General features: G+C 62.9%; 26 protein-coding genes and 1 riboswitch. Of the genes, 11 read left to right on the top strand and 15 right to left on the bottom strand.

Going from position 1 to position 26,776, the window contains the following annotated elements:
• Positions 1-2: 2 nt before the first annotated feature.
• On the bottom strand, positions 3-920 hold the full coding sequence (gene yvcK / locus ACJ8HN_RS11450; protein WP_033637504.1) for a uridine diphosphate-N-acetylglucosamine-binding protein YvcK: 918 nt from the start codon (positions 918-920) through the stop codon (positions 3-5).
• Positions 921-1,454: 534 nt separating this feature from the next.
• Positions 1,455-1,599, top strand: a riboswitch (molybdenum cofactor riboswitch).
• Between yvcK and moaA the strand changes: the two genes are divergently transcribed.
• From moaA to ACJ8HN_RS11420, 6 genes are all read left to right on the top strand, one after another.
• Positions 1,586-2,572 (top strand): GTP 3',8-cyclase MoaA, encoded by a 987-nt coding sequence (gene moaA, locus ACJ8HN_RS11445; protein WP_442523437.1) that lies wholly within the window; start codon positions 1,586-1,588, stop codon positions 2,570-2,572. Its footprint overlaps the riboswitch before it by 14 nt.
• A gap of 147 nt (positions 2,573-2,719) precedes the next feature.
• Positions 2,720-3,235 (top strand): molybdenum cofactor biosynthesis protein B, encoded by a 516-nt coding sequence (gene moaB, locus ACJ8HN_RS11440; RefSeq protein WP_442523436.1) that lies wholly within the window; start codon positions 2,720-2,722, stop codon positions 3,233-3,235.
• A gap of 3 nt (positions 3,236-3,238) precedes the next feature.
• On the top strand, positions 3,239-3,718 hold the full coding sequence (gene moaC / locus ACJ8HN_RS11435) for a cyclic pyranopterin monophosphate synthase MoaC (protein ID WP_033637506.1): 480 nt from the start codon (positions 3,239-3,241) through the stop codon (positions 3,716-3,718).
• Positions 3,715-3,960, top strand: coding sequence for a molybdopterin synthase sulfur carrier subunit (moaD, locus tag ACJ8HN_RS11430; RefSeq protein ID WP_019453985.1), 246 nt, complete (start codon positions 3,715-3,717; stop codon positions 3,958-3,960). The genes moaC and moaD overlap by 4 nt, the downstream gene beginning before the upstream one ends.
• A 2-nt stretch (positions 3,961-3,962) precedes the next feature.
• Complete coding sequence (gene moaE, locus ACJ8HN_RS11425) at positions 3,963-4,430, top strand: molybdopterin synthase catalytic subunit MoaE (protein WP_442523435.1); 468 nt, start codon at positions 3,963-3,965, stop codon at positions 4,428-4,430.
• Positions 4,431-4,560: 130 nt separating this feature from the next.
• Positions 4,561-5,271, top strand: a complete 711-nt coding sequence (locus ACJ8HN_RS11420) for a Bax inhibitor-1/YccA family protein (protein WP_033637508.1) — start codon at positions 4,561-4,563, stop codon at positions 5,269-5,271.
• A 75-nt stretch (positions 5,272-5,346) separates the two neighbouring features.
• Here ACJ8HN_RS11420 and ACJ8HN_RS11415 read toward each other — a convergent pair whose 3' ends face one another.
• From ACJ8HN_RS11415 to cecR, 5 genes are read right to left on the bottom strand one after another with little or no spacing between them, the layout of a single operon-like run.
• Positions 5,347-6,453 carry an ABC transporter permease gene (locus ACJ8HN_RS11415; RefSeq protein WP_033637509.1) on the bottom strand — a complete coding sequence of 369 codons (1,107 nt, stop codon included), beginning with the start codon at positions 6,451-6,453 and terminating at the stop codon, positions 5,347-5,349.
• Positions 6,454-6,465: 12 nt separating this feature from the next.
• Positions 6,466-7,620, bottom strand: coding sequence for an ABC transporter permease (locus tag ACJ8HN_RS11410; protein WP_033637510.1), 1,155 nt, complete (start codon positions 7,618-7,620; stop codon positions 6,466-6,468).
• Positions 7,617-9,353: an ATP-binding cassette domain-containing protein gene (locus ACJ8HN_RS11405; protein WP_033637511.1), complete on the bottom strand. Its 1,737-nt coding sequence runs from the start codon at positions 9,351-9,353 to the stop codon at positions 7,617-7,619. The genes ACJ8HN_RS11410 and ACJ8HN_RS11405 overlap by 4 nt, the downstream gene beginning before the upstream one ends.
• 8 nt (positions 9,354-9,361) lie before the next feature.
• Positions 9,362-10,348 carry a secretion protein HlyD gene (hlyD, locus tag ACJ8HN_RS11400; RefSeq protein ID WP_033647110.1) on the bottom strand — a complete coding sequence of 329 codons (987 nt, stop codon included), beginning with the start codon at positions 10,346-10,348 and terminating at the stop codon, positions 9,362-9,364.
• 18 nt (positions 10,349-10,366) lie between these two features.
• Positions 10,367-11,065, bottom strand: coding sequence for a transcriptional regulator CecR (gene cecR / locus ACJ8HN_RS11395; RefSeq protein ID WP_442523434.1), 699 nt, complete (start codon positions 11,063-11,065; stop codon positions 10,367-10,369).
• A 297-nt stretch (positions 11,066-11,362) separates the two neighbouring features.
• Between cecR and rhlE the strand changes: the two genes are divergently transcribed.
• From rhlE to dusC, 3 genes are all read left to right on the top strand, one after another.
• Positions 11,363-12,739 carry an ATP-dependent RNA helicase RhlE gene (gene rhlE / locus ACJ8HN_RS11390; RefSeq protein WP_033637514.1) on the top strand — a complete coding sequence of 459 codons (1,377 nt, stop codon included), beginning with the start codon at positions 11,363-11,365 and terminating at the stop codon, positions 12,737-12,739.
• A gap of 113 nt (positions 12,740-12,852) precedes the next feature.
• The gene (locus tag ACJ8HN_RS11385; RefSeq protein ID WP_048321350.1) at positions 12,853-13,812 is read left to right on the top strand and encodes a D-2-hydroxyacid dehydrogenase family protein; all 960 of its coding nucleotides are present in this window, start codon (positions 12,853-12,855) and stop codon (positions 13,810-13,812) included.
• Positions 13,813-13,896: 84 nt separating this feature from the next.
• The gene (dusC, locus tag ACJ8HN_RS11380; RefSeq protein ID WP_412088939.1) at positions 13,897-14,829 is read left to right on the top strand and encodes a tRNA dihydrouridine(16) synthase DusC; all 933 of its coding nucleotides are present in this window, start codon (positions 13,897-13,899) and stop codon (positions 14,827-14,829) included.
• 41 nt (positions 14,830-14,870) lie between these two features.
• Here dusC and ACJ8HN_RS11375 read toward each other — a convergent pair whose 3' ends face one another.
• The 8 genes from ACJ8HN_RS11375 to ACJ8HN_RS11340 form a co-directional block, all read right to left on the bottom strand.
• Positions 14,871-15,137 carry a hypothetical protein gene (locus tag ACJ8HN_RS11375; RefSeq protein WP_033637517.1) on the bottom strand — a complete coding sequence of 89 codons (267 nt, stop codon included), beginning with the start codon at positions 15,135-15,137 and terminating at the stop codon, positions 14,871-14,873.
• A 246-nt stretch (positions 15,138-15,383) separates the two neighbouring features.
• On the bottom strand, positions 15,384-16,430 hold the full coding sequence (gene fbpC, locus ACJ8HN_RS11370; RefSeq protein ID WP_033653496.1) for a ferric ABC transporter ATP-binding protein: 1,047 nt from the start codon (positions 16,428-16,430) through the stop codon (positions 15,384-15,386).
• Between the two features lie 11 nt (positions 16,431-16,441).
• Positions 16,442-18,520, bottom strand: a complete 2,079-nt coding sequence (locus ACJ8HN_RS11365) for an ABC transporter permease (protein WP_442523433.1) — start codon at positions 18,518-18,520, stop codon at positions 16,442-16,444.
• 67 nt (positions 18,521-18,587) lie between these two features.
• Entirely contained in the window at positions 18,588-19,619 is a 1,032-nt protein-coding gene (locus ACJ8HN_RS11360) for an ABC transporter substrate-binding protein (protein ID WP_033647097.1), read from the bottom strand.
• Positions 19,616-20,944 carry an MFS transporter family glucose-6-phosphate receptor UhpC gene (gene uhpC / locus ACJ8HN_RS11355; protein ID WP_228657724.1) on the bottom strand — a complete coding sequence of 443 codons (1,329 nt, stop codon included), beginning with the start codon at positions 20,942-20,944 and terminating at the stop codon, positions 19,616-19,618. Before uhpC ends, ACJ8HN_RS11360 begins: the two co-directional genes overlap by 4 nt.
• Positions 20,945-21,004: 60 nt before the next feature.
• Entirely contained in the window at positions 21,005-22,546 is a 1,542-nt protein-coding gene (locus tag ACJ8HN_RS11350; protein ID WP_432503322.1) for an MASE1 domain-containing sensor histidine kinase, read from the bottom strand.
• On the bottom strand, positions 22,546-23,175 hold the full coding sequence (locus tag ACJ8HN_RS11345; protein WP_033647090.1) for a response regulator transcription factor: 630 nt from the start codon (positions 23,173-23,175) through the stop codon (positions 22,546-22,548). The genes ACJ8HN_RS11350 and ACJ8HN_RS11345 overlap by 1 nt, the downstream gene beginning before the upstream one ends.
• A 123-nt stretch (positions 23,176-23,298) precedes the next feature.
• Positions 23,299-24,063, bottom strand: coding sequence for an arylamine N-acetyltransferase family protein (locus ACJ8HN_RS11340; RefSeq protein ID WP_432503326.1), 765 nt, complete (start codon positions 24,061-24,063; stop codon positions 23,299-23,301).
• 151 nt (positions 24,064-24,214) lie between these two features.
• Between ACJ8HN_RS11340 and ACJ8HN_RS11335 the strand changes: the two genes are divergently transcribed.
• Positions 24,215-24,967, top strand: a complete 753-nt coding sequence (locus ACJ8HN_RS11335; protein WP_308414975.1) for an SDR family NAD(P)-dependent oxidoreductase — start codon at positions 24,215-24,217, stop codon at positions 24,965-24,967.
• On the opposite strand, the gene ACJ8HN_RS11330 is transcribed toward ACJ8HN_RS11335, so the two are convergent.
• The gene (locus tag ACJ8HN_RS11330; RefSeq protein ID WP_308414974.1) at positions 24,952-25,848 is read right to left on the bottom strand and encodes a LysR substrate-binding domain-containing protein; all 897 of its coding nucleotides are present in this window, start codon (positions 25,846-25,848) and stop codon (positions 24,952-24,954) included. The two genes, ACJ8HN_RS11335 and ACJ8HN_RS11330, sit on opposite strands and share 16 nt — an antisense overlap.
• A gap of 116 nt (positions 25,849-25,964) precedes the next feature.
• Between ACJ8HN_RS11330 and ACJ8HN_RS11325 the strand changes: the two genes are divergently transcribed.
• On the top strand, positions 25,965-26,744 hold the full coding sequence (locus tag ACJ8HN_RS11325) for a HalD/BesD family halogenase (protein ID WP_060420961.1): 780 nt from the start codon (positions 25,965-25,967) through the stop codon (positions 26,742-26,744).
• Positions 26,745-26,776 lie beyond the last annotated feature (32 nt).

Below are 26,776 nucleotides of genomic sequence, written 5' to 3'. Positions count from 1 at the left end.
GGTCAGCGGCGGGCGGCCAGCGCCACCAGCGCCCGATCCAGCGCCTGGCGCAGCAGCTGGCGATCGTGTCTGTAGGGGATGTCGCTCGCTTCCAGCGGCTGTTGAATCACCACCCGATCCTGCACTTCACTGGCGTCTACCGCCGGGCCGACGATCAGCGCATCGATCATCCGGCGGCCAATCTTCTCTTCCATCAGCGTCAGCTTATCCTGTAGCGACAGCGCCGCGGCGGCCACGCTCAGCTCGCGGCCGAGATTGCCGATATAGATCATGCTGGCGCTGCTGCGGCGCAGCGCCTGGGTGAGATCGTCCAGCAGCAGCAGCGGCATCAGGCTGGTGAGGAAACTGCCCGGCCCGATCAGGATCACGTCGGCCTGCGCGATGGCGTCCAGCGCTTCGCGCGTGGCGCTGACCGGCGGCGACAGCATCAGCTCCTGCGGCATATGGGCCAGCTGATCGACATTCACTTCACCGTAAACGTGATTGCCTTCGTGATCGTGCGCCATCAAATCCACCGGCTGCTCCGACATCGGGATCAGCGCCGCGTCTACCTTCAGCAGGCTGCGCACCAGGTTGATCGCTTCCAGCGGGCGCACGCTCAGGTGATCCAGCGCTTTCAGCATCAGGTTGCCGAGGTTGTGGCCGGCCAGTTCGCCGTTGCCGCTGAAGCGGTATTCGAACATCGCCGAGGCGACGCTCGGTTCGGTGATCAGCTGGTTAAGACAGTTACGGGTATCGCCCCAGGCAATGCCGCCTTCCGAACGGCGGATGCGGCCGGTGGAACCGCCGTTGTCGGTGGTGGTGACGATGCCGGTCAGGCGGGAGCCTAAGGACGACAGGGCCGACATCACACGGCCCAGGCCGTGTCCGCCGCCTAACGCCACTACGCGGTCGAGATCGGCCAGGGTACGATTACGCATAAATTTCCTTACAAAGGGGCTGAATTGCCCGCATAAGGTAACGGATCCGGCATAAAAACGCGATATACCCGTCATCCTTGAAGTTGCCTCTGTGTTGGCTGCATTTAGTTACGTGGCCCGTCCATGGGCCACGCCCCTTCAGGGCCGCTGCAAGCAGCGTTCAAATCTGCTCCCGGCAGATTTGTCACCCCAGTCACTTACCTAAGTAAGCTCCTGGGGACTGATGGGCCTCGTCCTGAGGCCCCCCCTTCGGGCCAGCGCAAGCGCTGTTCAAATCGGTTCCCGACCAATTTGTCCCGCTCTTGCCGTCGGGAGGCAACTCCAATTATTTAGGGCATAAAGAGTGTCATTTGCGTGATTCCGGTCAATTCGTCCGCGCAAGTGATGTTTATCATGGTTTACCAGAATACGCGGCGTCTAAAAACGCTGTATAGACAATTATATATCGAATTTACGCGTTGGCTATCGTTGCCGATTAGCGCTAGAATTCTGCTGAAAACCACGGTTTCGTTCCGGCTACTCAAGGTAGCGGGAAGAGAAATCAAACTCCTAGCCCCTGCGCCTACGTTGTTCATCCGGAACGATATGGCGCCTGGGCCGTGGCGAAGTCAGCCACCAGGGTGCAGAGGGGAAACGCTCGCATCTCCCGACTTTGGAAAGGTGTTATGGTGCCGCAACTCATTGATGCTTATGAGCGCAAGTTCTATTACCTGCGCTTGTCGATCACCGACGTGTGCAACTTTCGTTGCACCTATTGTCTACCCGACGGCTACAAGCCGAGCGGCAGCCCGAAAAGCTTCCTGTCGCTGGATGAAATCCGCCGCGTCAGCCGCGCGTTCGCCGAACTGGGCACCGAAAAGGTGCGCCTGACCGGCGGCGAGCCTTCGCTGCGCCGCGATTTTACCGAGATCATCGCCGCCGTGCGGGAAAACCCGGCCATCCGTACCCTGGCGGTCACCACCAACGGCTACCGTCTGGCGCGCGACGTCGTTGCCTGGCGTGACGCCGGTCTGACGGCGATTAACGTCAGCGTCGACAGCCTGGATCCCCGCCAGTTTCACGCCATCACCGGTCAGGACAAGTTCCGCCAGGTGATGGACGGCATCGACGCCGCCTTCGGCGCCGGTTTCAGCAAGGTCAAGGTCAACGCGGTGCTGATGCGCGACGTTAACCACCAGCAGCTCGGCGCCTTTCTCGCCTGGATCAAAGACCGGCCGATCCAGCTGCGTTTTATCGAACTGATGGAAACCGGCGAGGGCGGCGAGCTGTTTCGCAAACACCACGTTTCCGGCGAAGTGATTCGCCGGCAGCTGGATCAGCAGGGCTGGCGGCGCCAGGCGCGCGGCCGCAGCGACGGCCCGGCGCAGGTGTTCAGCCACCCGGACTACCAGGGTGAGGTGGGTCTTATCATGCCGTATGAAAAAGACTTCTGCGCCAGCTGCAACCGGCTGCGCGTTTCTTCCATCGGCAATCTGCACCTGTGCCTGTTCGGCGAGCAGGGGGTGCCCCTGCGCGATCTGCTGGCGGACGACGGCCAGCTCGACGCGCTGAAGGCGCGCATCCAGAGCGGGCTGCTGAGCAAGAAGCAGACCCATTTCCTGCATCAGGGCAACAGCGGGATCACCCAGAACCTGTCGTTTATCGGCGGCTGATACCCGCCTATTTCAAGCCGCAGCGTTGTTGGCTGCGTGCGCTCACCCCAGTCACTTACCGGAGTAAGCTCCTGGGGATTTACGCACTGGCCGCCTGGCTGCAACTTGAAATCTGTTGGGTATCTCAGAATAGGAGCCTATTGAACCATGAGCCATGCGAGCAGCGAGTTTATTCCGGCGCGTATCGCCATCCTGACCGTGTCCGACAGCCGCAGCGCGGCGGAAGATACCTCCGGCCAATATCTGCAGGAAGCGGCGCAGGAAGCCGGCCATCAGGTGGTGGATCGCGCCATCGTCAAAGATGACATTTACCAGATCCGCGCGCGGGTTTCCGCGTGGATCGCCGATGACAACGTGCAGGCGGTGCTGATCACCGGCGGCACCGGTTTTACCGCGCGTGACAACACGCCGGAAGCGCTGCTGCCGCTGTTCGACAGAGAGGTGGAAGGGTTCGGCGAACTGTTCCGCATGGTGTCGTACGAAGAGATCGGCACCGCGACGATCCAGTCGCGCGCGCTGGCCGGCCTGGCCAACCGCACGGTGATCTTCGCCATGCCGGGCTCCACCCGCGCCTGCCGCACCGCCTGGGAGCGGATTATCGAAGAGCAGTTGGACGCGCGCCATCGCCCGTGCAACTTCCAACCCCATTTGAAGAAGCCCTGAGTCATGACACAGCTAACCCACATTAACGCCGCCGGCGAAGCCCATATGGTTGACGTGTCCGCCAAGGCCGAAACGGTGCGCGAGGCGCGCGCCGAAGCCTTCGTCGAGATGCTGCCCGCCACGCTGGCGATGATCGTCGACGGCAGCCATCACAAGGGCGACGTGTTCGCCACGGCGCGCATCGCCGGCATTCAGGCGGCCAAACGCACCTGGGAGCTGATCCCGCTGTGCCACCCGCTGATGCTGAGCAAGGTCGAAGTGCAGTTGGAGGCGCAAACGCAGCACAGTCGGGTGCGCATCGAAACCTGCTGCCGGCTGACCGGCAAAACCGGCGTCGAGATGGAGGCGCTGACCGCCGCCTCGGTGGCGGCATTGACCATCTATGACATGTGCAAAGCGGTACAGAAAGACATGGTGATCGGCCCGGTGCGCCTGCTGGCGAAAAGCGGCGGCAAATCCGGCGATTTTAAGGTGAACGTATGATCGATATTCTTTTCTTCGCGCAGGTGCGCGAACTGGTGGGCACCGGCGGCCTGTCGATGCCGGCGGATTACCCGACCGTCGAGGCGTTGCGCCAGGCGCTGTGCGCGCGCGGCGATCGCTGGGCGCTGGCGCTGGAGTCCGGCAAGCTGTTGGCGGCGGTCAATCAGTCGCTGGTGGCGGCGGACCATCCGCTGCGCGCCGGCGATGAAGTGGCCTTCTTCCCGCCAGTCACCGGGGGGTAAGCATGGAAAATACCCGCATTCGCGTGGGCGAAGCGCCGTTCAACGTCGGCGACGAGTACCAGTGGCTGGCGCAGTGCGACGCCGATGGCGCGGTGGTGACCTTCACCGGCAAGGTGCGCAACCATAATCTGGGTGACGACGTCAGCGCCCTGACGCTGGAACACTATCCCGGCATGACCGAGAAGGCGCTGGCGGAGATCGTGGCCGAGGCGCGCAGCCGTTGGCCGCTGCAGCGGGTGACGGTGATCCACCGCGTCGGCGCGCTGTATCCCGGCGACGAGATCGTGTTCGTCGGCGTGACCGGCGCGCACCGCAGCATGGCGTTCGCCGCCAGCGAGTTCATCATGGACTACCTGAAGACCCGCGCGCCGTTCTGGAAGCGCGAAGCGACCGGCCAGGGCGATCGTTGGGTGGACGCTCGCGAAAGCGATCGCGAGGCCGCGCAGCGCTGGCACGACGCGGCTAAATAACGCGTCAACAGCGGAAACAAATCAAGACCTTTGCCGCTTTCGCCCGGCCTATTCTGTGGTACGCTTATAGCAGGCGAAGCCCCGTTCGCGGGGCTTTGGAATCTTGTTTACAACGCAAAAGGTAACCGTCATGGACCGATATCCACGCTCTAATGGTTCAATCGTCGAACGTGCCAACAGCGGCATTCAGGCCTACATGGCGCAGGTTTACGGCTGGATGACCTGCGGTCTGCTGCTGACGGCGTTCGTTTCTTGGTATGCGGCCAACACGCCCGCGATCCTCAACTTCATCTTCTCCAGCCAGATCACCTTCTTCGGCCTGATCATCGCCCAGCTGGCGCTGGTGTTCGTGATCTCCGGCATGGTCAACCGCCTGAGCGGCGCGGTGGCCACTTCGCTGTTCATGCTGTACTCGGCGCTGACCGGGCTGACGCTGTCGAGCATCTTCATCGCCTACACCTACAGCTCGATCGCCAGCACCTTCGTGGTCACCGCCGGCATGTTCGGCGCGATGAGCCTGTATGGCTACACCACCAAGCGCGATCTGAGCGGCTTCGGCAGCATGCTGTTCATGGCGCTGATCGGCATCGTGCTGGCCTCGCTGGTGAACATCTGGCTGAAAAGCACCGCGCTGATGTGGGCGATCACCTACATCGGGGTGGTGGTGTTCGTCGGCCTGACCGCGTACGACACGCAAAAACTCAAGGCGATGGGCGAGCAGTTGAACGCCGATGATAAAGACAGCTTCCGCAAGTACGCCATCGTCGGCGCGCTGACGCTGTATCTCGACTTCATCAACCTGTTCCTGATGTTGCTGCGTATCTTCGGCAACCGTCGCTAAATCCGTGGCCTTTCAAGCAGTAGCTTGAAATCCCTAGGACTTACCAGGCTCTGCATGTGACATGCAGAGCCTTTTTTATGCGATTTTGCGGCGGAACAGCGCGTAGGCGGCGCTGCCGGTGGTGGCGGTGATCACTAGCAGCGGCCACAGGCTGTGCCAGATGATGTCGAAGCTGGCGTCCTTCAGGTAGATCTGCTTGGTGATGTCGGTGAAGTGGCGTATTGGGTTGACCCAGGTCAGATCCTGCAGCCACACCGGCATATTCTCCACCGGCGAGACGTAACCCGAGAGCAGGATCGCCGGCATCATGAACACGAACACGCCGATGAACGCCTGCTGCTGAGTGGCGCACAGCGACGAGATCAGCAGGCCGAAACCGACCAGCGACAGCCCGTAGATCAGCATGGTGGCATAGAAGAGCAGCAGCGATCCGGCGAACGGGATCTGGTACAGGAAGATGCCGATCAGCAGCACGATGCTGGCCTGGAAGCTGGCGACGATCAGCGCCGGCACCGCCTTGCCGATAAAGATCTGCCAGGTGGTGAGCGGCGAGACCAGCAGCTGTTCCAGCGTGCCCTGTTCGCGTTCGCGCGCCACCGACAGCGAGGTGACGATCAGCACGCCGATGGTGGTGATCATGGCGATCAGCGACGGCACCACGAACCATTTGTAGTCCAGATTCGGGTTATACCAGTTGCGCACCACCAGCTCGCTGTTGTTGGGTTTGGCGCGGTTGCCGAGCAGCTCGTTCTGATATTCCTGCACGATCTGCTGCACATAGTTGGCGGCGATCTGCGCGCTGTTGGAGTTGCGCCCGTCGAGCAGTAGCTGCAGCGGCGCGGTGTTGCCGGTGGCGATATCGCGCGAGAACTGCGCCGGGAAGCGGATCAGCAGCAGCGCCCGCTGGTTATCGATGGTGGTCTTTATCTCCTGCGGGCTGCGCAGCAGCAGCACGTGTTGAAAGGCCTTGGCCTTGGCGAAGCGCTGGGTCAGCTCTACCGAGGCCTGGCCGCTGTCCTCGCTGTAGACCGCGATGGTGGCGTTGGTGACTTCCAGCGTCGCGGCGAACGGGAACAGCAGCACCTGCAGGATCACCGGCATGATTAAAATGGCGCGGGTTTGCGGATCGCGCAGCAGCGCCTGCATTTCCTTGATGATAAGCGTCAACAGACGATGAAACATCGCTCTTTCTCCTCAATCCAGCCGGCGCTGGGTTTTCCAGGCCGTCAGGCCGATGAACACCACCGCGGAAGCGATCAGGAACAGCAGATTGATCAGCAGCACGGTGCCGACGTTGCCCGCCAGGAACAGCGTTTGCAGCGTGCTGACGAAGTAGCGCGCCGGAATGATGTAGGTCACCGCGCGCACGATGGCCGGCATGCTGTCGATCTGGAAGATGAAGCCGGACAGCATGATCGACGGCAGGAAGGCGGCGTTCAGCGCCACCATCGCCGCATTGAACTGATTGCGGGTGAGGGTGGAGATCAGCAGGCCCATGCCGAGGGTGCTGGCGAGGAACAGGCTGCTGATCAGCAGCAGGATCAGCAGCGAGCCGCGATAGGGCACGCCGAGCACCCAGACCGCCACCGCCATGCACAGCGCCATGGCGGCCATGCCGAGGAAGTAATAAGGGATCAGCTTGGAGAGCAGCAGCTCGCTGCGCGTCACCTGGGTGGACAGCAGGGCCTCCATGGTGCCGCGCTCCCATTCGCGGGCGATCACCAGCGAGGTGAGGATGGCGCCGATCACCGTCATGATGATGGTGATGGCGCCGGGAATGATGTAGTGCCGGCTGATGGCCGCCGGGTTGAACCAGTAGCGCATCTGCACGTCAATCAGCGGCTTGTCGCTGTTACCCCGATCGGCGGCGCGCTGCTGCTGCCAAACTTGCCATACGCCCTGGGCGTAACCCTGCACGAAGTTGGCGGTGTTCGGCTCGCTGCCGTCGGTGATCACCTGGATCGGGGCGCTGTCGTGCGGGCGCGCCATGCGCTGGTCGAAATCCACCGGGATCACCACCAGGCCGCGGATCGTGCCGGCCTGCATCTGCTGGATCAGCCGTTGACGGTTGTCGCTGATGGTCGGTTCGATATAGGGCGAACCGGCGAAGGCGTGGGCCAGATCGCGCGCGTCTTCGCTCTGCTGCTCCATCAGAATGCCCAGATGCAGCTTGCTGGAGTCCAGGTTGATACCGTAGCCGAAGATAAACAGCAGCATCAGCGGGATGACGAAGGCGATCAGGCCGCTGCTGGGATCGCGCAGTATCTGCCGCGTTTCCTTCAGGCACAGCGCGCGCAGCCGGCGCCAGGAGAAGCCGCCGTCGTCGATTGGGGTGCGGTTATCGCTCACCGTGATTCCTCCTCGTCGTAGCCCTGCACCAGCTCGATAAACGCCTGCTCCATCGAGGGGTTGGGATTGTCGTCGCGCGCCACCTGCTGTTTGAGATCGTCCGGCGTGCCGGCGGCGATGATCTTGCCGCGGTACACCAGGCCGATGCGGTCGCAGTACTCCGCCTCGTCCATAAAGTGGGTGGTCACCATCACCGTGACGCCCTTGTCGACCATGCCGTTGATGTGCAACCAGAACTCGCGCCGCGTCAGCGGATCGACGCCGGAAGTCGGTTCGTCGAGGAACAGGATATCCGGTTCGTGCATCAGCGCGCAGGCCAGCGCCAGGCGCTGTTTGAAGCCGAGCGGCAGCGCGTCCGGCGTCTGATCGAGGATCGGCGCGAAGTTGAAGGCGCGGGACATCTCGTCGATTTTGTCGCGCTGCGCCTTGCCGCCCAGGCCGTAGACGCCGGAGAAGAACTTCAGGTTTTGCGCCACCGTCAGGTTGCCGTACAGCGAGAATTTTTGCGCCATGTAGCCGAGGCGCTGGCGCGCCTTGCCGGAGCTGGTCTTCAAATCCATCCCCAGCACCAGCGCTTTACCGCTGGAGGGGATCAGCAGGCCGCACATCATTTTGAAGGTGGTGGACTTGCCGGCGCCGTTCGGCCCGAGCAGGCCGAAAATTTCGCCGCGCCGCACCTGGAAATCAACGTGATCGGTAGCGGCGAAGTCGCCGAATTTTTTGGTCAGTTGCACCGCTTCGATCACCGTTTCACCGCTTGCGCCGTTGACGGTCGGCATGATCTCCGCCAGCGCCGAGCGGTGGTTGGGGCCGCCGCCGAGCAGATCGATAAACGCATCCTCGAAGCGCGGATCCGCTTCGTCCAGTTCGGCGTCCGGCAGATCCAGCGCTTGCAACAGCTGCCGGTGATCTTCGCCTTCCTTCAGGATCAGGCGCAGATACTTGCCCTGGATCACCCCGTCGGTAACCGCCGGCAGGCAGATCGCCCGCTGCAGCAGCGATCGATGGCTGCCGGGGGGCGCGGCGATCAACACCGTGCGCCCGGCCATACGGCGGGTCAGCTCCTGCGGCGCGCCGCTGAACAGCAGCTCGCCCTCGTTGAGCAGCAGCACTTCGCGGCACTGTTCGGCCTCATCGAGATAAGAGGTGCTCCACAGGATCAGCATGCCGTCGTTGGCCAATTCGTGCACCATGCGCCACAGCTCGCGGCGCGAGATCGGATCAACGCCGACGCCCGGCTCATCCAGCAACAGCACCTGAGGTTCGCCCACCAGCGTGCAGGCCAGGCCGAGTTTCTGCTTCATACCGCCGGACAGCTTGCCCGCCAGGCGCTCGGTAAAGCGGGTCAGATCGGTGAATTTCAACAGCCGCTCGAAGGTCTGGCGGCGAAGATCGCCGGTGACGCCGCGCAGATCGGCGTACAGCGTCAGGTTCTCCATCACCGTCAGATCCTCATACAGCCCGAACTTCTGCGGCATGTAACCGAGGATCGCGTGCAGTTGACGATCCTGCGCGATCGGATCCAGCCCGGCGACCCGCAGTTTGCCGCTGCTGGGCTGCAGCAGCCCGGCCAGCATGCGCAGCAGGGTGGTTTTGCCGGCGCCGTCCGGGCCGACCAGCCCGATCACCGCGCCGCTGCGCAGGGTGGTGGTCAGGCTGGCGACCGCCGGTTTCTCAAGCGACGGGAAGCGCTTCTCCAGCCCTTCCAGCTCAATGGTGTGCGCCTGTTCCATGGCCGGCCTCAGGGTTTGGCGAAGCGCAGGGTGACCGGCATGCCCTGGCGCAGCGCGTCATCGGCGTCGGTGACGATCACCCGCAGGCGGTACACCAGATCGGTGCGCAGATCCGGCGTTTCAACGCTTTTCGGCGTGAATTCCGCGGTCGGCGAGACGAAGCCGATCTTGCCGTGATAAGGCTTGCCGGGGCGGCCGTCGGTGTAGATCTCCAGTTCGGTGCCGGGCACCGCCTGGCTCAGGCTGGTTTCGTTGACGTAGGCGCGCACCCACACCGGCCGGGTCAGCGACAGGGTGAAGACCGTGCCGCCGGCGCCGAGCATGGTGCCCGGCTCCACCGCGCGGGTCAGCACCGTGCCGGCGGAAGGGGAAACCAGCGTGGCGTCTTGCAGGTTCAACTGTGCCTGCGCCAGCGCCGCCTCGCTCTGCGCCACGTCGGCCTTGGCCTGTTCGATTTCTTGCGGGCGGTTGCCGCTGCGGTATTGCGACAGCTTGTCTTTCGCCGCCTGCAGGTTGGCCTGCGCCTGATTGCGGGCGGTGCGCGCATCCTCCAGCGCGTCGGCGGAGGTGGCGTTTTTCGCCCAAAGCCCCTGCTGGCGTTTCAGGAAGCTGTCGGCGTAGGCGAAGGCGGACTGGCGCTGCGCCATTTCCGACCGCACCTGGGCGATCTCTTCGGCGCGGTAACCGGCCTGCAGCAACGACAGCTTGGCGCGCGCGCTGCCGACGTTGGCTTCGGCCTGCTGCAGCGCGTTGCGGTAGGGGGCGTCGTCCAGCTTACCGAGCAGCTGGCCCGGCTGAACGGCATCGCCTTCATCCACCGTCAGCGACGCCAGGCGGCCGTCGACGCGAAAGCCGAGGTTCACCGTGCGGATGTCGACGTTGCCATACAGCGTCAGCGGCTTATCCTGCTGCTGTTGGTAATGCCATACCCCGTAAGCGGCGGCCGCGATCAGCAGAATTAACAACACGATCAAGGCACTGCGTTTTTTGTTCATAACACTCCCTGCCTGAATTTACGCGCCGTGACGTTGGCGCAGCCCAACAACCAGAATCTCGATATGCTCGCTCAGCACCGCCGCGATTTGCGCCGCTTCGCCCTCACCAATCTCTTGCCAGCCGGCCTGACGGCGGATGGTTTCGCGCGCCACGCGGAACGACAGCACCTCGCCGATCAGCGCATGGGTATGCAGCACGAGGCGGGGGGCGCGTTCGTCGATGCCGGTGGCGGCCGCCAGCAGGCGGCACAGCCGCTCGTGCATCGGCGCGATCACCTGGCTGTGGATCAGCGGGTAGGCGTCGGTCGGGGCGAGCTGTTCGCGCGACATGATTTTGCTCAGGTTCAGCGTGTGCGGCTGGGTCATCAGTTCGCTGAAGGCCAGCAGGCCACGCTGCAGCAAACGCAGCGCCGCGTCGGGTGAGCGCTGCGCGACGGGCTGTTGCCAGAAGCGATCGACCTCTTCGGCCAGCGGGGCGAACGCCTGCTGGATGAAATCGGCGAGCGACTGCGCCACGGCCAGGTACAGCCCCTCTTTAGAGCTGAAGTAATAGGTGATGGCGGCGATGTTCTGGCCGGCGCGCTGGGCGATATCGCGGGTGGTGGCGCCCTGCGGGCCATATTCGCCGAACAGGTCGGTCGCCGCGGCGAGCAGCTGCCGGCGCGCTTGCTCGCCGCGCGCCCGGCCGGCGGCCTGATGAGGTACGGAAGCTGGCATGGGTCACGCTCGAAGTTAATCAATCATATGATTAACTTTATGCCAGATTGTTTAAAATGCAACCGCTAATCACAATGCGTTATGTGATCGGCTTCAGACAATGCTGAATTTACGGCAGATTGTGCTCTCCACGCGTAAAAGTGCTTTTTATTGCGCGACTTCTGTTACAATCGCCGCCTGGTGCACTGCAGTTTGTGCCAATCCCTCGTGGTCATGCTTAATGCCCCGTCTGATCATCCTCCCAGGAAACTGCACCGAACACCGTTAGGTTAGGGGGGATCTGGAGTTTTTCTCTTTATGTCATTTGAAACCCTCGGCTTAAGTGCTGAAATTGTGCGCGCTGTTGAAGAACAGGGCTATCGCGAACCGACGCCAATTCAGCGTCAGGCTATTCCTGTCGTGCTGGAAGGTCGTGACCTGATGGCCAGCGCCCAGACCGGCACCGGTAAAACCGCCGGTTTTACCCTGCCGCTGTTGCAGCTGCTGAGCAAGCATGACCATCCGGTCAAGGGCCGTCGCCCGGTGCGCGCGCTGATCCTGACGCCAACCCGTGAGCTGGCGGCGCAGATCGGCGAAAACGTCGATGCCTACAGCAAACACCTGCGCCTGCGTTCGCTGGTGGTGTTTGGCGGCGTGAGCATCAACCCGCAGATGATGAAGCTGCGCGGCGGCGTCGATATCCTGGTGGCGACGCCGGGCCGTCTGCTGGATCTGGAACATCAGAACGCGGTTGATCTGTCCAAAATCGAAATTCTGGTGCTGGACGAAGCGGACCGCATGCTGGACATGGGCTTTATCCACGACATCCGCCGCGTGCTGGCCAAGCTGCCGGCCAAGCGTCAGAACCTGCTGTTCTCCGCCACCTTCTCCGACGACATCAAGGCGTTGGCCAACAAGCTGCTGCACAACCCGGCTTCGGTAGAAGTGGCGCGCCGCAACACCGCGTCCGAGCAGATCGAACAGAGCGTGCACTTCGTCGACAAGAAGCGTAAGCGGGAACTGCTGTCGCAGATGATCGGCGAAGGCGACTGGAAACAGGTGCTGGTGTTTACCCGCACCAAGCACGGCGCCAACCACCTGGCGGAGCAGCTGAACAAAGACGGCATCACCGCCGCGGCTATCCACGGCAACAAGAGCCAGGGCGCCCGTACCCGTGCGCTGGCGGACTTTAAAGACGGCCGCATCCGCGTGCTGGTGGCCACCGACATCGCGGCGCGCGGTCTGGATATCGACCAGCTGCCGCACGTGGTGAACTACGAGCTGCCTAACGTGCCGGAAGACTACGTGCACCGTATCGGCCGTACCGGCCGCGCGGAGCGCACCGGCGAAGCTATCTCGCTGGTGTGCGTGGACGAGCACAAGCTGCTGCGCGACATCGAGCGTCTGCTGAAGCGTGAAATTCCGCGCATCGCGCTGCCGGGCTACGAGCCGGATCCGACCATCAAGGCCGAGCCGATCATCAACGGCCGCCAGGGTGGCGGGCGCGGTGCGCCGCGCGGCAACGGCGGTGGCCAGCGTTCCGGTAACGGCGGCGGTCAGCGCAGCGGTAACGCGAACGGCGGCCAGCGTGAAAACCGCGGCAACGGCAACGGTAACGCCCGCCCGCAGGGTGACGGCCAGCGCCGTTCCGGCGCGCCTTCGCGCCGCCCGCGCAATCGCAAACCGGCCGAATAAGCCTGATTGCTCTAAGAGTAAGCCGCCGATACGGGCGGCTTTTTTTTGCCTGGCGGAAAGGCATTTTCGTACTAGGCTGGACGGTGGCTACCCCTAGATTCCAGGAGACGGAGATGAAATTGAAGTGCGCAATTCTCGATGATTACCAGCAGGTGGCGCTCAAGATGGCGGACTGGTCGGCGCTGGCCGAGCGGGTGGAGGTGTCCGCCATCAGCGCGCACTTTACCGATGAGGCGGAGCTGGCGGTGCATCTGCAGGAGTGCGACATTCTGGTCATCATGCGCGAGCGCACGCCGATGACCGCCTCGCTGCTGGCGCGGCTGCCGAAGCTGAAGCTGCTGATCACCTCCGGCATGCGCAACGCCGCTATCGATTTGGCCGCCGCCGCCGAGCGCGGCGTGGTGGTGTGCGGCACCAGCAGCGGATCGGCGGCGCCGATGGAGCTGACCTGGGCGCTGCTGCTCGGGCTGGCGAAGCATATCGTGCCGGAAAGCGTCGGGCTGCAAAACAACGGCCCGTGGCAGCGGGATCTCGGCGTCACCCTGCAGGGGAAAACGCTGGGGCTACTGGGGCTGGGCAAGATCGGCGGCCAGATGGCCCGGGTGGCGCAGGCGTTCGGCATGCGGGTGCTGGCCTGGAGCCAGAACCTGACGGCGGAACGGGCGGCGCAGGAGGGGGCTGAACTGGCGCCGTCCAAACGGGCGTTGTTCGAGCAGAGCGATTTTGTCTCTATCCACCTGGTGCTGAGCGATCGCAGCCGCGGGCTGGTGGGGCGTGACGAATTGACGGCGATGAAGCCCACCGCTTACCTGATCAACACCTCGCGTGCGGCGATCGTCGATCGGGCGGCGTTGGTGGACGTGCTGCAACAGCGGAAGATCGCCGGCGCCGGGCTGGACGTGTTCGAGACGGAGCCGCTGCCGGCCGACGATGCGTTTCGTCAGCTGCCCAACGTGCTGGCCACGCCGCATGTGGGCTACGTGGCGGACGACAACTACCGCGCCTACTTCACCGAGGCGGTCGAGGACATTGCGGCGTTCCTCGCCGGCCAACCGATCCGCCGGCTGGGCTGACGGCGCTTTTAATGCCCGCAGAGGCTTGTCTGGCGCGGGCATTCACCCGTATCATTGCGGGTCTTTTTTTAGCTGGGATTGGTCATGCGCGTATTATTGGCTCCGATGGAGGGCGTTCTCGATTCTTTGGTGCGTGAGTTGCTCACCGAGGTGAACGACTACGATCTGTGCATCACCGAATTTTTGCGCGTGGTCGATCAGCTGCTGCCGGCCAAATCGTTCTACCGGCTGTGTCCGGAGCTGCGCCACGCCAGCCGCACGCCGTCGGGCACGCTGGTGCGCGTACAGCTGCTGGGGCAGTACCCGCAGTGGCTGGCGGAGAACGCCGCGCGTGCGGTGGAATTGGGCTCTTACGGCGTCGATCTCAACTGCGGCTGCCCGTCCAAGCTGGTAAATGGCAGCGGCGGCGGGGCGACGCTGCTCAAAGATCCGGAATTGATCTACCAGGGCGCCAAAGCGATGCGCGCGGCGGTGCCGGCCCATCTGCCGGTCACGGTGAAGGTGCGCCTGGGCTGGGACTCCTCCAGCCGCAGTTTTGAAATCGCCGATGCGGTGCAGCAGGCGGGCGCCAGCGAGCTGACGGTGCATGGCCGCACCAAAGAGGACGGCTACAAGGCGGATCGCATCAACTGGGCGGCGATCGGCGAGATCCGCCAGCGGCTGAGCATTCCGGTGATCGCCAACGGCGAGATCTGGGATTACCAGAGCGCGCAGGATTGCCTGCAGGCGACCGGCTGCGACGCCATCATGCTGGGGCGCGGCGCGCTCAACGTGCCGAACCTGAGCCGGGTGGTGAAGTACAACGAACCGCGCATGCCCTGGCCGCAGGTGGTTGAGCTGCTGCAAAAATACGTCCATCTGGAAAAGCAGGGCGATACCGGCCTGTATCACGTGGCACGCATCAAACAGTGGCTGGGCTATTTGCGTAAAGAATATGACGAAGCCACCGAACTGTTCAGCGAAATACGCGCGCTGACGACGTCAGGGGATATTGCGCGCGTCATCTGCCGTAGCTAAAAATAAACCCGCACGCGGCGGGTTTATTTAAATCGGTATTATCAGGCGGCGTTGTCGAGACGGTTCAATTCTATCTCGATATCCTGAATGGTTTTTTCCAGCCCTTCCAGGCAGGCGCCCTGTTTATTCAACAGGTCGTTAATGGCTTCGGCGAATGCCTTATTTTTGCATTCCCCCTGATCGAAGGCCAGCCAGTGTGCGGAGAGCGTCTCGGTATTCGACTGCGCATAGTGGCGCATTTCCTTCAGCTGGGAAGCGACGTTGCGTAAATTATCCAGCTGCGCCTGTGCGTTTGCATTGTTGCTCATGAATTTCTCCTTGAGTTGGCCGTTAAATAATTTCGACTGCGGGATAAAGCTTACCCTATCTAAATAAAAATATCACCCTTATCGGCCCTGGCGGTTATTTTTTAATGAATGCGGATATATTTATTTTTCGATTGAACAAGGACTTGGGTGGAATTGTAAAAATAGATAAATACGGTTTTTGAGACGGTTATTTCCGGCCATTCCATGCGGAATGGCCGTTATTCTAACGCTTAAGAGTGATGCTTATTATGCCGCGTCCGCCAGCATAAACATGCCGTAGGGGTGAATTTCCAGATAATAATGTTCGCCGACGTTCGGCTGCAGGCGAGTGGCGTTAACCTGCAGCAAAATTTGCTGCCCATGCCACGCCACCGTCACTTCATACTGCGGCCCCATGTAGGCGACATGCTGGATCACGCAGCGCTGGCTTTCCTCGCCGTGCTCGCTCAGCGTGATCGCTTCCGGCCGCACGCCCACCGTGCCGGCGCCTTCGGTGGCAAAGTGCGCGGGGCGCGGCAGGCGATAGCCGCTGATATCGACATAGTCCGCGCTGAAGCCGGCCGGGAACAGGTTGGCGTCCCCCATGAAACTCGCCATAAAGCGCGACGCCGGCTGCCGATAGAGATCCTGCGGCGAGCCTATCTGCATGATATGCCCCTTGTTCATCACCAGCACGGTGTCTGAGACCGCGAAAGCCTCGCTCTGATCGTGGGTGACGTACAGCGACGTGATATCAAACTGCTTTTGCAGCTCGCGGATCTTTTCGCGCATGCTGCGGCGCAGGTTGGCGTCGAGGTTGCTCAACGGCTCGTCGAACAGCAGCACTTTCGGCTTGAGGATCAGCGCGCGCGCCAGCGCCACGCGCTGCTGTTGGCCGCCGGAGATCTGATCGACATAGCGATCGTCGAACCCCGCCAGATCCACCATCGCCAGCGCTTCCTGCACGCGCGCTTTCACTTCGGCGCGCGGAATGCCGAGCATCTTCAGGCCATAGCCGACGTTTTCCCCCAGCGACATGTGCGGGAACAGGGCATAAGACTGGAACACCATGCAGATGTCACGCTGCTGGATGGAACGATGGGTGACGTCTTCGCCATCAATGAATATCTGCCCGTCGCTCGGTTTCTCCAGCCCGGCGACCAGGCGCAAAATGGTGGTCTTGCCGCAGCCGGAAGGGCCGAGCAGCGTCACCATCTGCCCCCGAGGGATGGTGAGCGCGATGTTATCGATCACCGTGTTGCTGCCGAACCGTTTGGAGACGTTGCGCAGTTCAACGAAATTTTTCTGGCTCATCATGGGCTCCATTACGCCTGGTTTTTGGCTTTTGAACGGGAGATGCGAGCCTCGCCGATCAGCCAGTCAAAGAGGAAAATAATCGCCAGCATCACCACGATCAGAATTGAACCGTAGGCGATCGCCACCCCGTATTCGCCGTCTTCCACGCGGTTGAGGATGTAGGCGGTGGCCACCCGGGTATCGGGGGTGACCAGGAAGACGATGGCGCTGACGGTGGTGATGGCGCGCACGAAGCTGTAGATCAGCGCCGACAGGATCGCCGGGCGCAGCAGCGGCAGCAGGATGTGCGTGATGGTGCGCAGCGAGCCGGCGCGCAGGCTGAGCGAGGCTTCGTCCAGCGATTTGTCTATCTGGCCCAGCCCGGCGATCCCGGCGCGAATGCCCACCGGCACGTTGCGCATCACCATCGAGATAATCACGATGGCGGCCGTCCCGGTGAGGTACACCGGCGCGCTGTTGAAGGCTAGAATGTAAGAGACGCCGGCCACGGTGCCCGGCACCGCAAAGCACAGCATGGTGGTGAACTCGATGGTCTTTTTGCCCCTGAACTGCTGGCGCACCACGATCCAGGCGATCAGCAGGCCGAACGCGGCGGTGATCGGCGCGGCGATCCCGGCGTACAGCAGCGTGTCGAGCAGCGAAGGCCACGCGCCGTCGCTCATGCCCTGGCCGAACAGCTTGATGAAGTTATCCAGCGTCAGCGTGTAATCCACCCCCCAGTTGACGGTGAAGCTGCCGTAGAAAATGCTGCCGTAGAGCAGGGCGTTAAAGGCTATCCACACCGCCAGCAGCGCGATCACGCCCCACACCAGCGTGACCGGCAGCGGCTGTACGTCACCGCGGTAGGATTTGCCGGACACGGTGACGTAGGAACGCTTGCCGATCCACAGGTACTGAATGCAGAACACCAGCAGCGAGAACAGCAGCAGGAAGGCGCCGAGGGTGCTGGCGGCCTGATAGTCGAGCTGTGAGCCGGTGATGTAGAAATAGATTTGCGTCGCCAGCACGTCGAAGTTGCCGCCGAGCACCAGCGGGTTGCTGAAGTCGGCCAGCGATTGCACCACCACGATCAGAAACGCGTTGGCCAGCGCCGGTTTCAGCAGCGGCACGAACACGCCGTTAAAGGTTTGCCAGCGGCTGGCGCGCAGGGTGTAGGAGGCTTCTTCCAGCGAAGGATGAATGGTCTTGATCGCGCCGTCGAGGATCATGAACGCCATCGGCGTGAACGCCAGCACCTGCGCCAGCCAGATGCCGGTAAAGCCGTACAGCCAGTTGGTGTTGGTCAGGCCGAACCAGGCCACCATCCACTCGGTGACGTAGCCGGAGCGCCCCATCATCAGCGTGACGCCCAGGCCGACGACGAACGGCGGCGTGACGATGGGCAGGATGGAGAAGATGCGGCCGATAATGGCGCTGCGCCTGGCGATGCGGGTGGTGTAAATCGCCAGCACCAGGCCGAAGAAGGTGCAGCCGGCGCCCACCGCGATCGACAGGGCGATGGAGTTGAGGATCACCTGAACGATATGCGCCTGCGACAGCACGTTCATAAACGTCAGCGGCGCGAACGCACCCGTCTGGTCGGTGAACATCGGAATGAAAATTGCGATGCTCGGCCAGACGATGAAGACGCCGATCAGCGCCACGATGGTGACCAGCGCACCGATAACGAAACGGTCGCCGCCCAGCCATTCGAGGCGGGTCAGCGCCAGCGTCATGATGGCGCCCAGCGCGGTCAATTGCACCAGGGTGGCGTAGCCTAAACCGCGCCCCGCCACCGTGGCGCTGACGACGATAAAGGCCATGCACAGCAGCGCCCAACCGGCATCGAACGCGTGGCGCCGCCGCCGTTCACCGCCCGCCGGGGCGTAGGGGCGAAGCAGCAGCAGGCTCGGCAACAGGCACCATAGCCAGCTGACATTGCGGTGTGACCAGCCGTAGGCCGCGAGGATTTCATCGCCGGTGGACTCCAGCAGGCCGTAATCCAGGCTCCAGCTCGGCAGCAGGGCGAACGCCAGCCAGCCAAGCAAGACCCAAAGGAATATCGCATCTCGTTTTTTCACGAGATGGAGAGCATGTGTATGTGACATAAGTTTCCCGGATGTTCAGGCCGGGTAAGGCGTGAGGCTTACCCGGCAACAGGCGCAGAATGCGGGCTTATTTACCCATCTTGACTTCGCTGACCCATTTATTGATCAGCGCCTTGCGGACCTCGGTCGAGCCGTATTTGTCCATGTCGTAGTTGATCAGTTTCAGATCGTCGAGCTTCAGCGAGTTCGGCGAGGTAGCGGCGGTGGTATTGGTCAGGATCTGATAGGACTTGCCTTTCTGCCATGCCAGTTCCTGCGCCTCTTTCGACAGCACCCAATCCACGAACAGCTTGGCGTTGTCGAGGTTGCGCGCGCCTTTGAGGATGCTGACGCCGCCGATTTCGTAGCCGGTGCCTTCACAAGGCGAGATCAGCTCAAGCGGCGCGCCCTGTTCCTTTTCGAGCGAGTAGTCATGCAGGAAACCGATGCCGATCGCCGTTTCACCGCGGGCGGCGTTGCGCGCCGGGGCAATGCCGGATTTGGTGTACTGTGAGACGTTGGCGTTCAGCTGCTTGAGATAATCGAACGCCTGATCGTCTCCCCACAGCTGGGCAAAGGTCGCCAGCGCGGTGTAGGCGGTGCCGGAGCTCTGCGGATCGGCGATTTGAATCTCGCCTTTGTATTCCGGCTTGGTCAGGTCTTTCCAGCACTTGGGCACCGGCAGGTTTTTCTCTTTCAGGCGCTGGGTATTGACGCCAAAGCCGAGAATGCCGACGTAGACCGCCGAGGAGTAGTTGCCTTTCAGCTTCGCCGGATCGCGGAATTGTGGCATCACCTGTTCGAGGTTCGGCGATTTGTACGGCTGCAGCAGCCCCATTTCACCGGCCTGGGATTGCGGATCGAGCGTGCCGCCGTACCAGACGTCCGCCTGCGGGTTTTTCTTCTCGGCGTCCACTTTCGCCAGTGTGCTGCCGGAGCCGTTGCGGATGAACGAGGTTTTCACGTCATATTTCTCGCCGAAGGCTTTGGTTTCCGCTTCGCACATTTCATTGGTGGCGCTGCAGTAGACCACCAGGCGGCCCTTGGCGTGCGCGGCGCCGCTCAGCGTGGCCAGCGCGATGCCGGAAGCTATCAGGGTAGTGACTAAGGTTTTTTTCATTGTTTTATCCTTCTCTCGGTAGAGGTGGTAACGCTCGCCATCAGCAGCGGCATCAGCAATAAACCCATAAGAACGGCGGCGATCGACAGCAAACTGAACATGCCTGACCAGCCGTAGCCTTCGATGATCTGCGACAGCGGCCAGCCCGCCAGCGCGGCCCCCAGGTAAGCGAACAGGCCGAGAAAACCGGTGATGGAGCCCGCTGCGCCTTTGTGCCCGCATTCCACGGCGGCGAGGCCAATCAGCATCTGTGGGCCGAAGACAAAAAAGCCCACCGCAAAGAAACAGCCCGCCAGCAGCGCGTAGTGATGCACCGGCGCCAGCCACAGCGCGGCGACGGAAACCATCAGCCCGAGCGTGAACAGCAAAATCATCGGCGCGCGCTGCCCGCCGAACAGCAAATCCGAGCCCCAGCCGGCGAACAGCGCGCCGAGCAGGCCGCCTACCTCGAACAGCATCACCGTGGCGTTGGCGCTGAGCAGGTTGACGCCGTGGCTTTCCGTCAGCCAGAGATTGCCCCAGTCGTTCAACGCGATGCGGATCAGATAGACCAGTACGTAAGAGACGCCGAGCAGCCAGATCATCGGGTTCTTCAGCATCGTGGTGCGCAACATCTGCCACAGCCCCATCGGCGGGCTTTGCTGTTCCTGGCGCAGCTCCAGCGGATCGTGGCGCCACCGGCCGACCGACGGCAGGCCTTCTTCCTGCGGCGTGCCCGTCAGCCGCCGCGTGAGCCAGATGCCCAACACCATGCTGACGGCGCCCGGGATCAGCATCGCCGCCTGCCAGCCCCAGCGCTGGGCGGCGAAGGCGCTGATCAGCGGCACGATCGCGCCGCCGAGGTTGATCGACATATTCCAGCAGCCCCACCAGAAGCCGCGCTCGTTGCGCGAATACCAGTGGGTCAGCAGCCGCGCGCAGGGCGGCCAGCCCCAGCCCTGAAAGAAGCCGTTCAGCGCCCAGACCGCCAGCAGCAGCGTCAGCGATTCGCCGAAGGCGAACGCCACGTTCAGCAAGCCGGTGGCGAACAGGCCGATCCCCATAAACCTGCGCTGCCCGTGGCCGTCGTGCCACAGTCCGGCGGCGAATTTCGACAGGCCGTAGCTCAGGTAAAACAGCGAGCCGAGCAGGCCGATGTCCCCTTTATCCAGCCCCAAATCCGTTTGCAGCGCCGGCAGCACGTAGTTCACGCTTTTGCGCGTCAGGTAAAAGGCGGCGTACCCGATGACCATGTACAGCAGCAGTCGCGGGCGCAGCGCGCGGTAACGATGATCGATTTCAGATGCCGAGCGTGCCTGCATAGCCGCCTCCCTGGTGCTGACTATAAGAAGGTGAAAGGGAAAGGGGATGAGAGAAAGTCCGGAGTGGCTAAGACTTTTTCCTAGTTAGTCGATGATTTGTTGCAAATTTGTGGGCAGGTTAACAATTACCCGCGTGCCGCAATGCGTTTCCAGCGTCAGCTCGCCGCCCAGCGCGCTGACCCGCTCGCGCATCCCCTGAATGCCGAGGCCGGGCGCCTTGTCCGCGCGGATGCCGACGCCGTTGTCCCGCACCTCGAGGTGCAAAAGCGTGCCCTGTTGATACAAGACGATGGCGACCTCGCTGGCTTCGGCGTGTTTGCACACGTTGTTGAGCAGCTCTTGCAGCAGCCGGTAGAGGGTGAAGCGCACCGTTTCGCCGGCGGGCGTGTCTATGAGTCGGTAGTCGAAACGGCAGCGGATGCCCCGTTCGGCAAAGGCGAATTCGCTCAGCAGGTGGTGAAGCGCCTCTTTGAACGCCAGCTCGTCCAGCGCGGGCGGGCGAAGCTGGCGCAGCAGCTGGCGCGTGGAGTGATGAATGCGCCGGGCGAGCTCGCTTATCTGGTGCGCGGCGGCCTGGGTTTGCGCCGGATCGCGCGCCCGTTTGACCAGCTGCGACTGGATTTGAATCGCGGTGATGTTCTGGCCGATTTCATCGTGCAGCTCGCGCGCCAGATTTTTCCGCGTGTCTTCTTCGGTGTGGATCAGTTTTTCGGTCAGCGCTCGCCGCGCCGCCAGCTCTTCTTCCAGGCGACGCTGATAGTGGTGCAGGTTTTGCGCCAGGTGCTGCTGGCGGCTGATGGCGATGCCCAAGCCGATGCCGAGCAGCGCCTGCGTCGCCAGAAAGATTTCCAGCTCGACCAGATTGCCGAACCCCACGCCGACCTGCCGGGCGAGGGTGATCATCATGCTGCCGAGCAGGCCGGACAGCACGCCGCCCTGCCAGCCGAACTTCCACGCCATCACCACGTTCGGCAGAAACACCACGATCAGCAGCAGGCGTTCGATTTCCGGCGACAGCACCATCTGCGTGCCGATGCCGATAACGAAAAACAGGCTGCACCAGATGATTAAGGACGCGCGCAGCGGCGGGTTGGGGGTGTCCAGCCCCAGCAGGTGGTAACGGTGCTGCTGGCGCAGAAATTCAAAGATCAGGTAGACGAACGGGGCCAGCAAGACGCCGCCGGTAAACGACGCCAGGCCAAGCAGCATCGCCGGGCTTGGCACAAACGGCGAAAGCAGGGTGGTATTGAGCAGCGAGGCGGCGGTCACCGCAGCCAGCAGCAGCGTCAGCCGCTGCCAGTAGAGCGGAAAACGGTGCCAGAGTCGTTGCGCGACCGCGGCCGGAAGCAGGGTGATAAACGGCGCGGCCAGCAGGCCGTAGCCGCTCAGCAGGCGTTCGCCGTGCAGCCAGAACAGCAACAGCACCGGCGGAATTATCAGGGCGGGCCAATAGCGGCGCGCCAGCAGGATCAGCAGTGCGAGATAGACGCCGTGCGGCAGAAACAGCGCCGCCTGGTTGCCGTTGTGGGTCAGATAGAAGCCGAGCGTCCACAGCATCAGCCAGCCGCTGCCCCAGGCCAACAGGATAAATAGCGAGATAACCCAGGGCCGGAGTTTGGGCGACATCAATGCCCCGCCAGCAACTGATGGTCGAGGGCGAAATGCACCAGCTCGATGGTGCTGTTGCACTGCAACTTGCCCAGGACGTTGGCGCGATGCACGTGCACCGTTTTATGGCTGAGCGCGAGCTTGAAAGCGATCTCCTTTACGCTGTCGCCTTTGACCAGCAGATCGAAGATTTCACGCTCGCGTGGGGTCAGCGCTTCCAGCGCCGTGGCCGGCTGCTCGCCGCCGCGCAGCGCCCGCAGCGCGTCGGCGCACAGGTAATGGCCGCCCATATCGACGGAACGCACCGCCTGCACCAGCTCTTCCGGCCCGCAGCGTTTGGTCAGATAGCCGCTGGCGCCGGCGTCCAGCGCGCTTTGCACGAAGGTGGGGGAGTCATAGATGCTGAGGATGATCGCGCGGAACTGCGGCTTCTGCGCCCGCAGGCGCTTCAACAGGCTGAGGCCGTTTTCATCCGGCATGGCGATGTCCATCAACGCGACGCTGACGTCGTCGCGCAGCAATGCCGGCCAGGCCGCCGCCGCGCTGCTGTATTGCCCCACCACGTCGAGATCGTCCTCGAGGCTGAGCAATTGCGCAAAGCCGGAGCGCACCACCACATGGTCATCCACCAGTATCACACGGATCATTTTTCGCACTCTGTTGCCGAATCATGGCCCTATGATGCCTGCCGCCGCGGTGCTGGCAATCAGCCAAGCGCGGTTATGCAATCGGTGTAACAGAATCGTAATAAAAGGGCGCCGCCTGCGCCGTCAACGATCCAAATCGATGGCGAAATGCTGCCACAGCGCGGCGCGCCGCTCCTCTTCCGAATGCAGCGTCGTTTCGTGGCGCTGATGATCTTCGGTCACGATCAGCTTCATGTCGCTGAGGGTCACCCGGCCGTGGTCCGTCGGCCGTGAACACACCAGGCGCTGGGTGAAGTGCGACTGCGGCGAGGTGCTGTGGAAGCGGCACATCTCGTCGAACTTATGCAGTTCGCGTGGTTGAACGGTAAAGCGATACAGGGTTTTGGCATGCGAACGTTGGTCGCCGTTGCGGCGCTCCAGCAGGTAATACTCGCCTTCCCGCTCCAGGTGGAAGGTGCCGCTGGCCTGCGGTTGCGGCTCGGCGGCGACGATCTTCAGCGGGGTCAGGAAGGAATCGCCGAAACCGACGTCCACCAGCCAGGCCTGGCCCGCCAGATCCACCCGCAGCGCCAGATGGTCGTAGGGCGGGCCGAAATGGCCGTCGCGCGCGCGGATCTCGCCGGAGATGAAGCTCACCTTGAAACCGATCTCCCGCAGCAGCAGGGCGAACAGCGCGTTCAGCTCATAACAGAAACCGCCGCGGTTGCGCTCGACCACCTTGCTGAACAGCGCCTCCGGCGCCAGCTGAATACCCTGATGATAAATAATGCTCAGGTTCTCGAACGGGACGCTCAGCATGTGGCGATGGTGCAGCTGTTGCAACGTGGGGAGGTCTGGGCGGGCGGCGCCGGTAAAGCCGATATGCTGCAGGTAGCGTTGGGTATCCACAGGGAGTCTCGCATGAGAAAAAGTAGGCATAAAATAGCGGGCTTTGCGGCTTTTGTGAGCGCATTACGTGCTGCGCTGTCGCTGCTGCCGCAAACTGTCACTGGCCGGCGCTAGCCTGTTCCCCTGAGTTCAATCTGGCAGGAGAACGGCTATGCAAGATTTCAAACATCGGGTGGCGCTGGTGACCGGCGCTTCCACCGGCATCGGCGAAGCGATCGCCGCCGAACTGTTTCGGCGCGGCGCCACGGTGGTGATGACCGGCCGCCACGAAGCGCCTCTCGCAGCCGCCGCAGCGCGGCTCGATCCCGACGGTCGACGGGTGATGACGTTGCGGATGGACGTGCGCGATGCGCCGTCGGTGCAGCAGGGCATTGAAGAGACGGTGCGGCGCTGCGGCGCGCTGCATCTGCTGGTCAACAATGCCGGGATCACCGGCCCGCACGAGGTAGACATCGATCGGTACGCGGTCGAAGACTGGCATGAGGTGATCGCCACCTGCCTGAGCGGCACGTTTTTCGGCATGAAGTACGGCCTGCCGGCGATCGTCGCCGGCGGCGGTGGGGCGGTGGTGAACCTCTCTTCTGCCAACGGCGTGGTGGGGATTGCCGGGATTGCGCCTTATACCGCCGCCAAGCATGGCGTGCTGGGGCTGACGCGCTCGGCGGCGCTGGAATTCGCCACGCGCGGCGTGCGCATCAACGCCGTCGGGCCGGGCTATGTGGAGACGCCGGCGATGGGGACGCTGCCGGCGCCGGTGCGGGCGCAGATGGCCGCTTCGCACCCGATGGGGAGAATGGCGACGCGGGAAGAAGTGGCGAAAACGGTGGCTTTCCTGCTCTCGGACGGCAGCAGTTTCACCACCGGCGCGTTTTACAGCATCGACGGTGGTTATACCGCGCGCTGAGCCAGCGCCTGCAGCCAACGTAGAAACGCCGCTGCGCCAGGTTTTTCCAGCGTGCGCGGCGGGTAAACCACGTAGTAGGGCTTGCTGAGCGGCAGCGCCGGTTCGGCCAGGGTGACCAGCTGGCCTGCCGCCAGTTCACGGCCGATCAGCCTCCGCTGGCCGAGCAGCACCCCGCGCCCTTGCACGGCGGCGTCGATGGCCAGTGAAGTCAGGTTATAGGTCAACCCGCGCCGCGCCGGCGGCATTCGATCGGCGGCGGTAAACCACTCGTGCCAGCCCGGCAGAAACTGGCTCTCTTTGCCCCAGTCGACGTGGATCAGCGGGAGCTGCGCCCAGTCGCCGCGATCGCGCAGCGCCGGGCTGCACACCGGCTGCACCCGATCCTGAAACAGCCGCACCTTTTCCAGCAGCGGATAGTCCTGATCGCCAAAGCACAGGGCGAAGTCCGCCGCCGAATGGGCGAAATCGACCGCCGCATGGGTGGCGTGCAGCCGCAGATCGCCGTCGGGGCACTGCGCCAACCAGTCGCCCAGCGCCGGGTTCAGCCACTTGGAGGCCAACGCCGGCAGGGCGAACACCGTCAGTGTCTGTTTGCCGCGCTGGCGCTCGACGTGCTGCTGCGCCACGCGCAGCGTTTCGAACGCCTCCTGCACGTAGGCCAGGTAGTCCGCGCCCTGTTCGGTCAGCGTGACGCCGCTTTTGGCGCGAATGAACAGCGTGATGCCCAGATGCTGTTCGAGCTGGCGGATCTGCTGGCTGACGGCGGCGGCGGTCAGCGCCAGCGCATCCGCCGCACGGGCCAGGCTGCCGGTACGGGCGGCGGTTTCGAACGCCAGAATGGCGCTCAGCTTGGGCAAGCGCGCGCGGGACGGTGAGTGCATGGGCAGGGCTATCGCTAAGAATTGGTTAGCTTATCCATAACGTATTTTTGTTATGGCGGCAATGCGCCATTCGCTACAGTGAGAGGCATCCGGCTATCGCACACGAGGGGAACGCCATGCCGCAACTTGCCGATATTATCGATCTGTCCGCCCATCCCATCGACGACGCCGAGTTCCGCGCCCGTTGCCGGCAAACGCTGGAGCGCAGCGGTGCGTTAGTACTGCCGGGATTTCTGCGCGCCGCCGCGCTGGCGACGGTGCGGCTGGAAGGCGCCGAACAGCACCACGCGGCGTTTTACGCCACCAGCAAACACAACGTGTATCTGCGGCCGCAGGACGACGCGCTGCCGGCCGATCACGCGCGCAACCGGCTGGTGGTGTCGTCCAAGGGCTGCATTACCGACGAAGATATTCCGCCGCAGTCGCCGCTGCGTGCGCTGTACGACGCTCCGGCGTTTCGCGCGTTTCTCTGCGCGGTGCTGGATGAGGCGCAGCTGTATCCCTACGCCGATCGGCTGTCGTCGATCAACCTGCATTACGCCCACACCGGCCAGGAGCTGGGCTGGCACTTCGACAACTCGTCGTTCGCCATCACGCTGCTGATCCAGAAACCGGCGGCAGGCGGGCGTTTCGAGTACGTGGAGAACCTGCGCGACGCCGATCGCGGCGAGATGAACTATGCCGGGGTCACGCAGGTGCTGGACGGCGAGCGGGCGGCCAAACGGCTGGCGATGGAGGAGGGGGATTTGGTGCTGTTTCGCGGGCGCAACGCCATGCACCGGGTGACGCCGACCGAAGGCGACATCACGCGCATGCTGGTGGTGCTGGCCTACAATGCGCAGCCGGACGTGATGCTGTCGGAAAGCGCCAGAATGACATTCTACGGCCGCTTATAGCGGATAAAAAAACCGCCCCGGAGGGCGGTTTG

The organism is Serratia sp. CY29653 (assembly GCF_052169255.1).
Lineage (GTDB): Bacteria > Pseudomonadota > Gammaproteobacteria > Enterobacterales > Enterobacteriaceae > Serratia > Serratia sarumanii.
The sequence above is the reverse complement of the archived record's forward strand: the minus strand, read 5'-3'. Positions and strand labels throughout refer to the sequence as shown.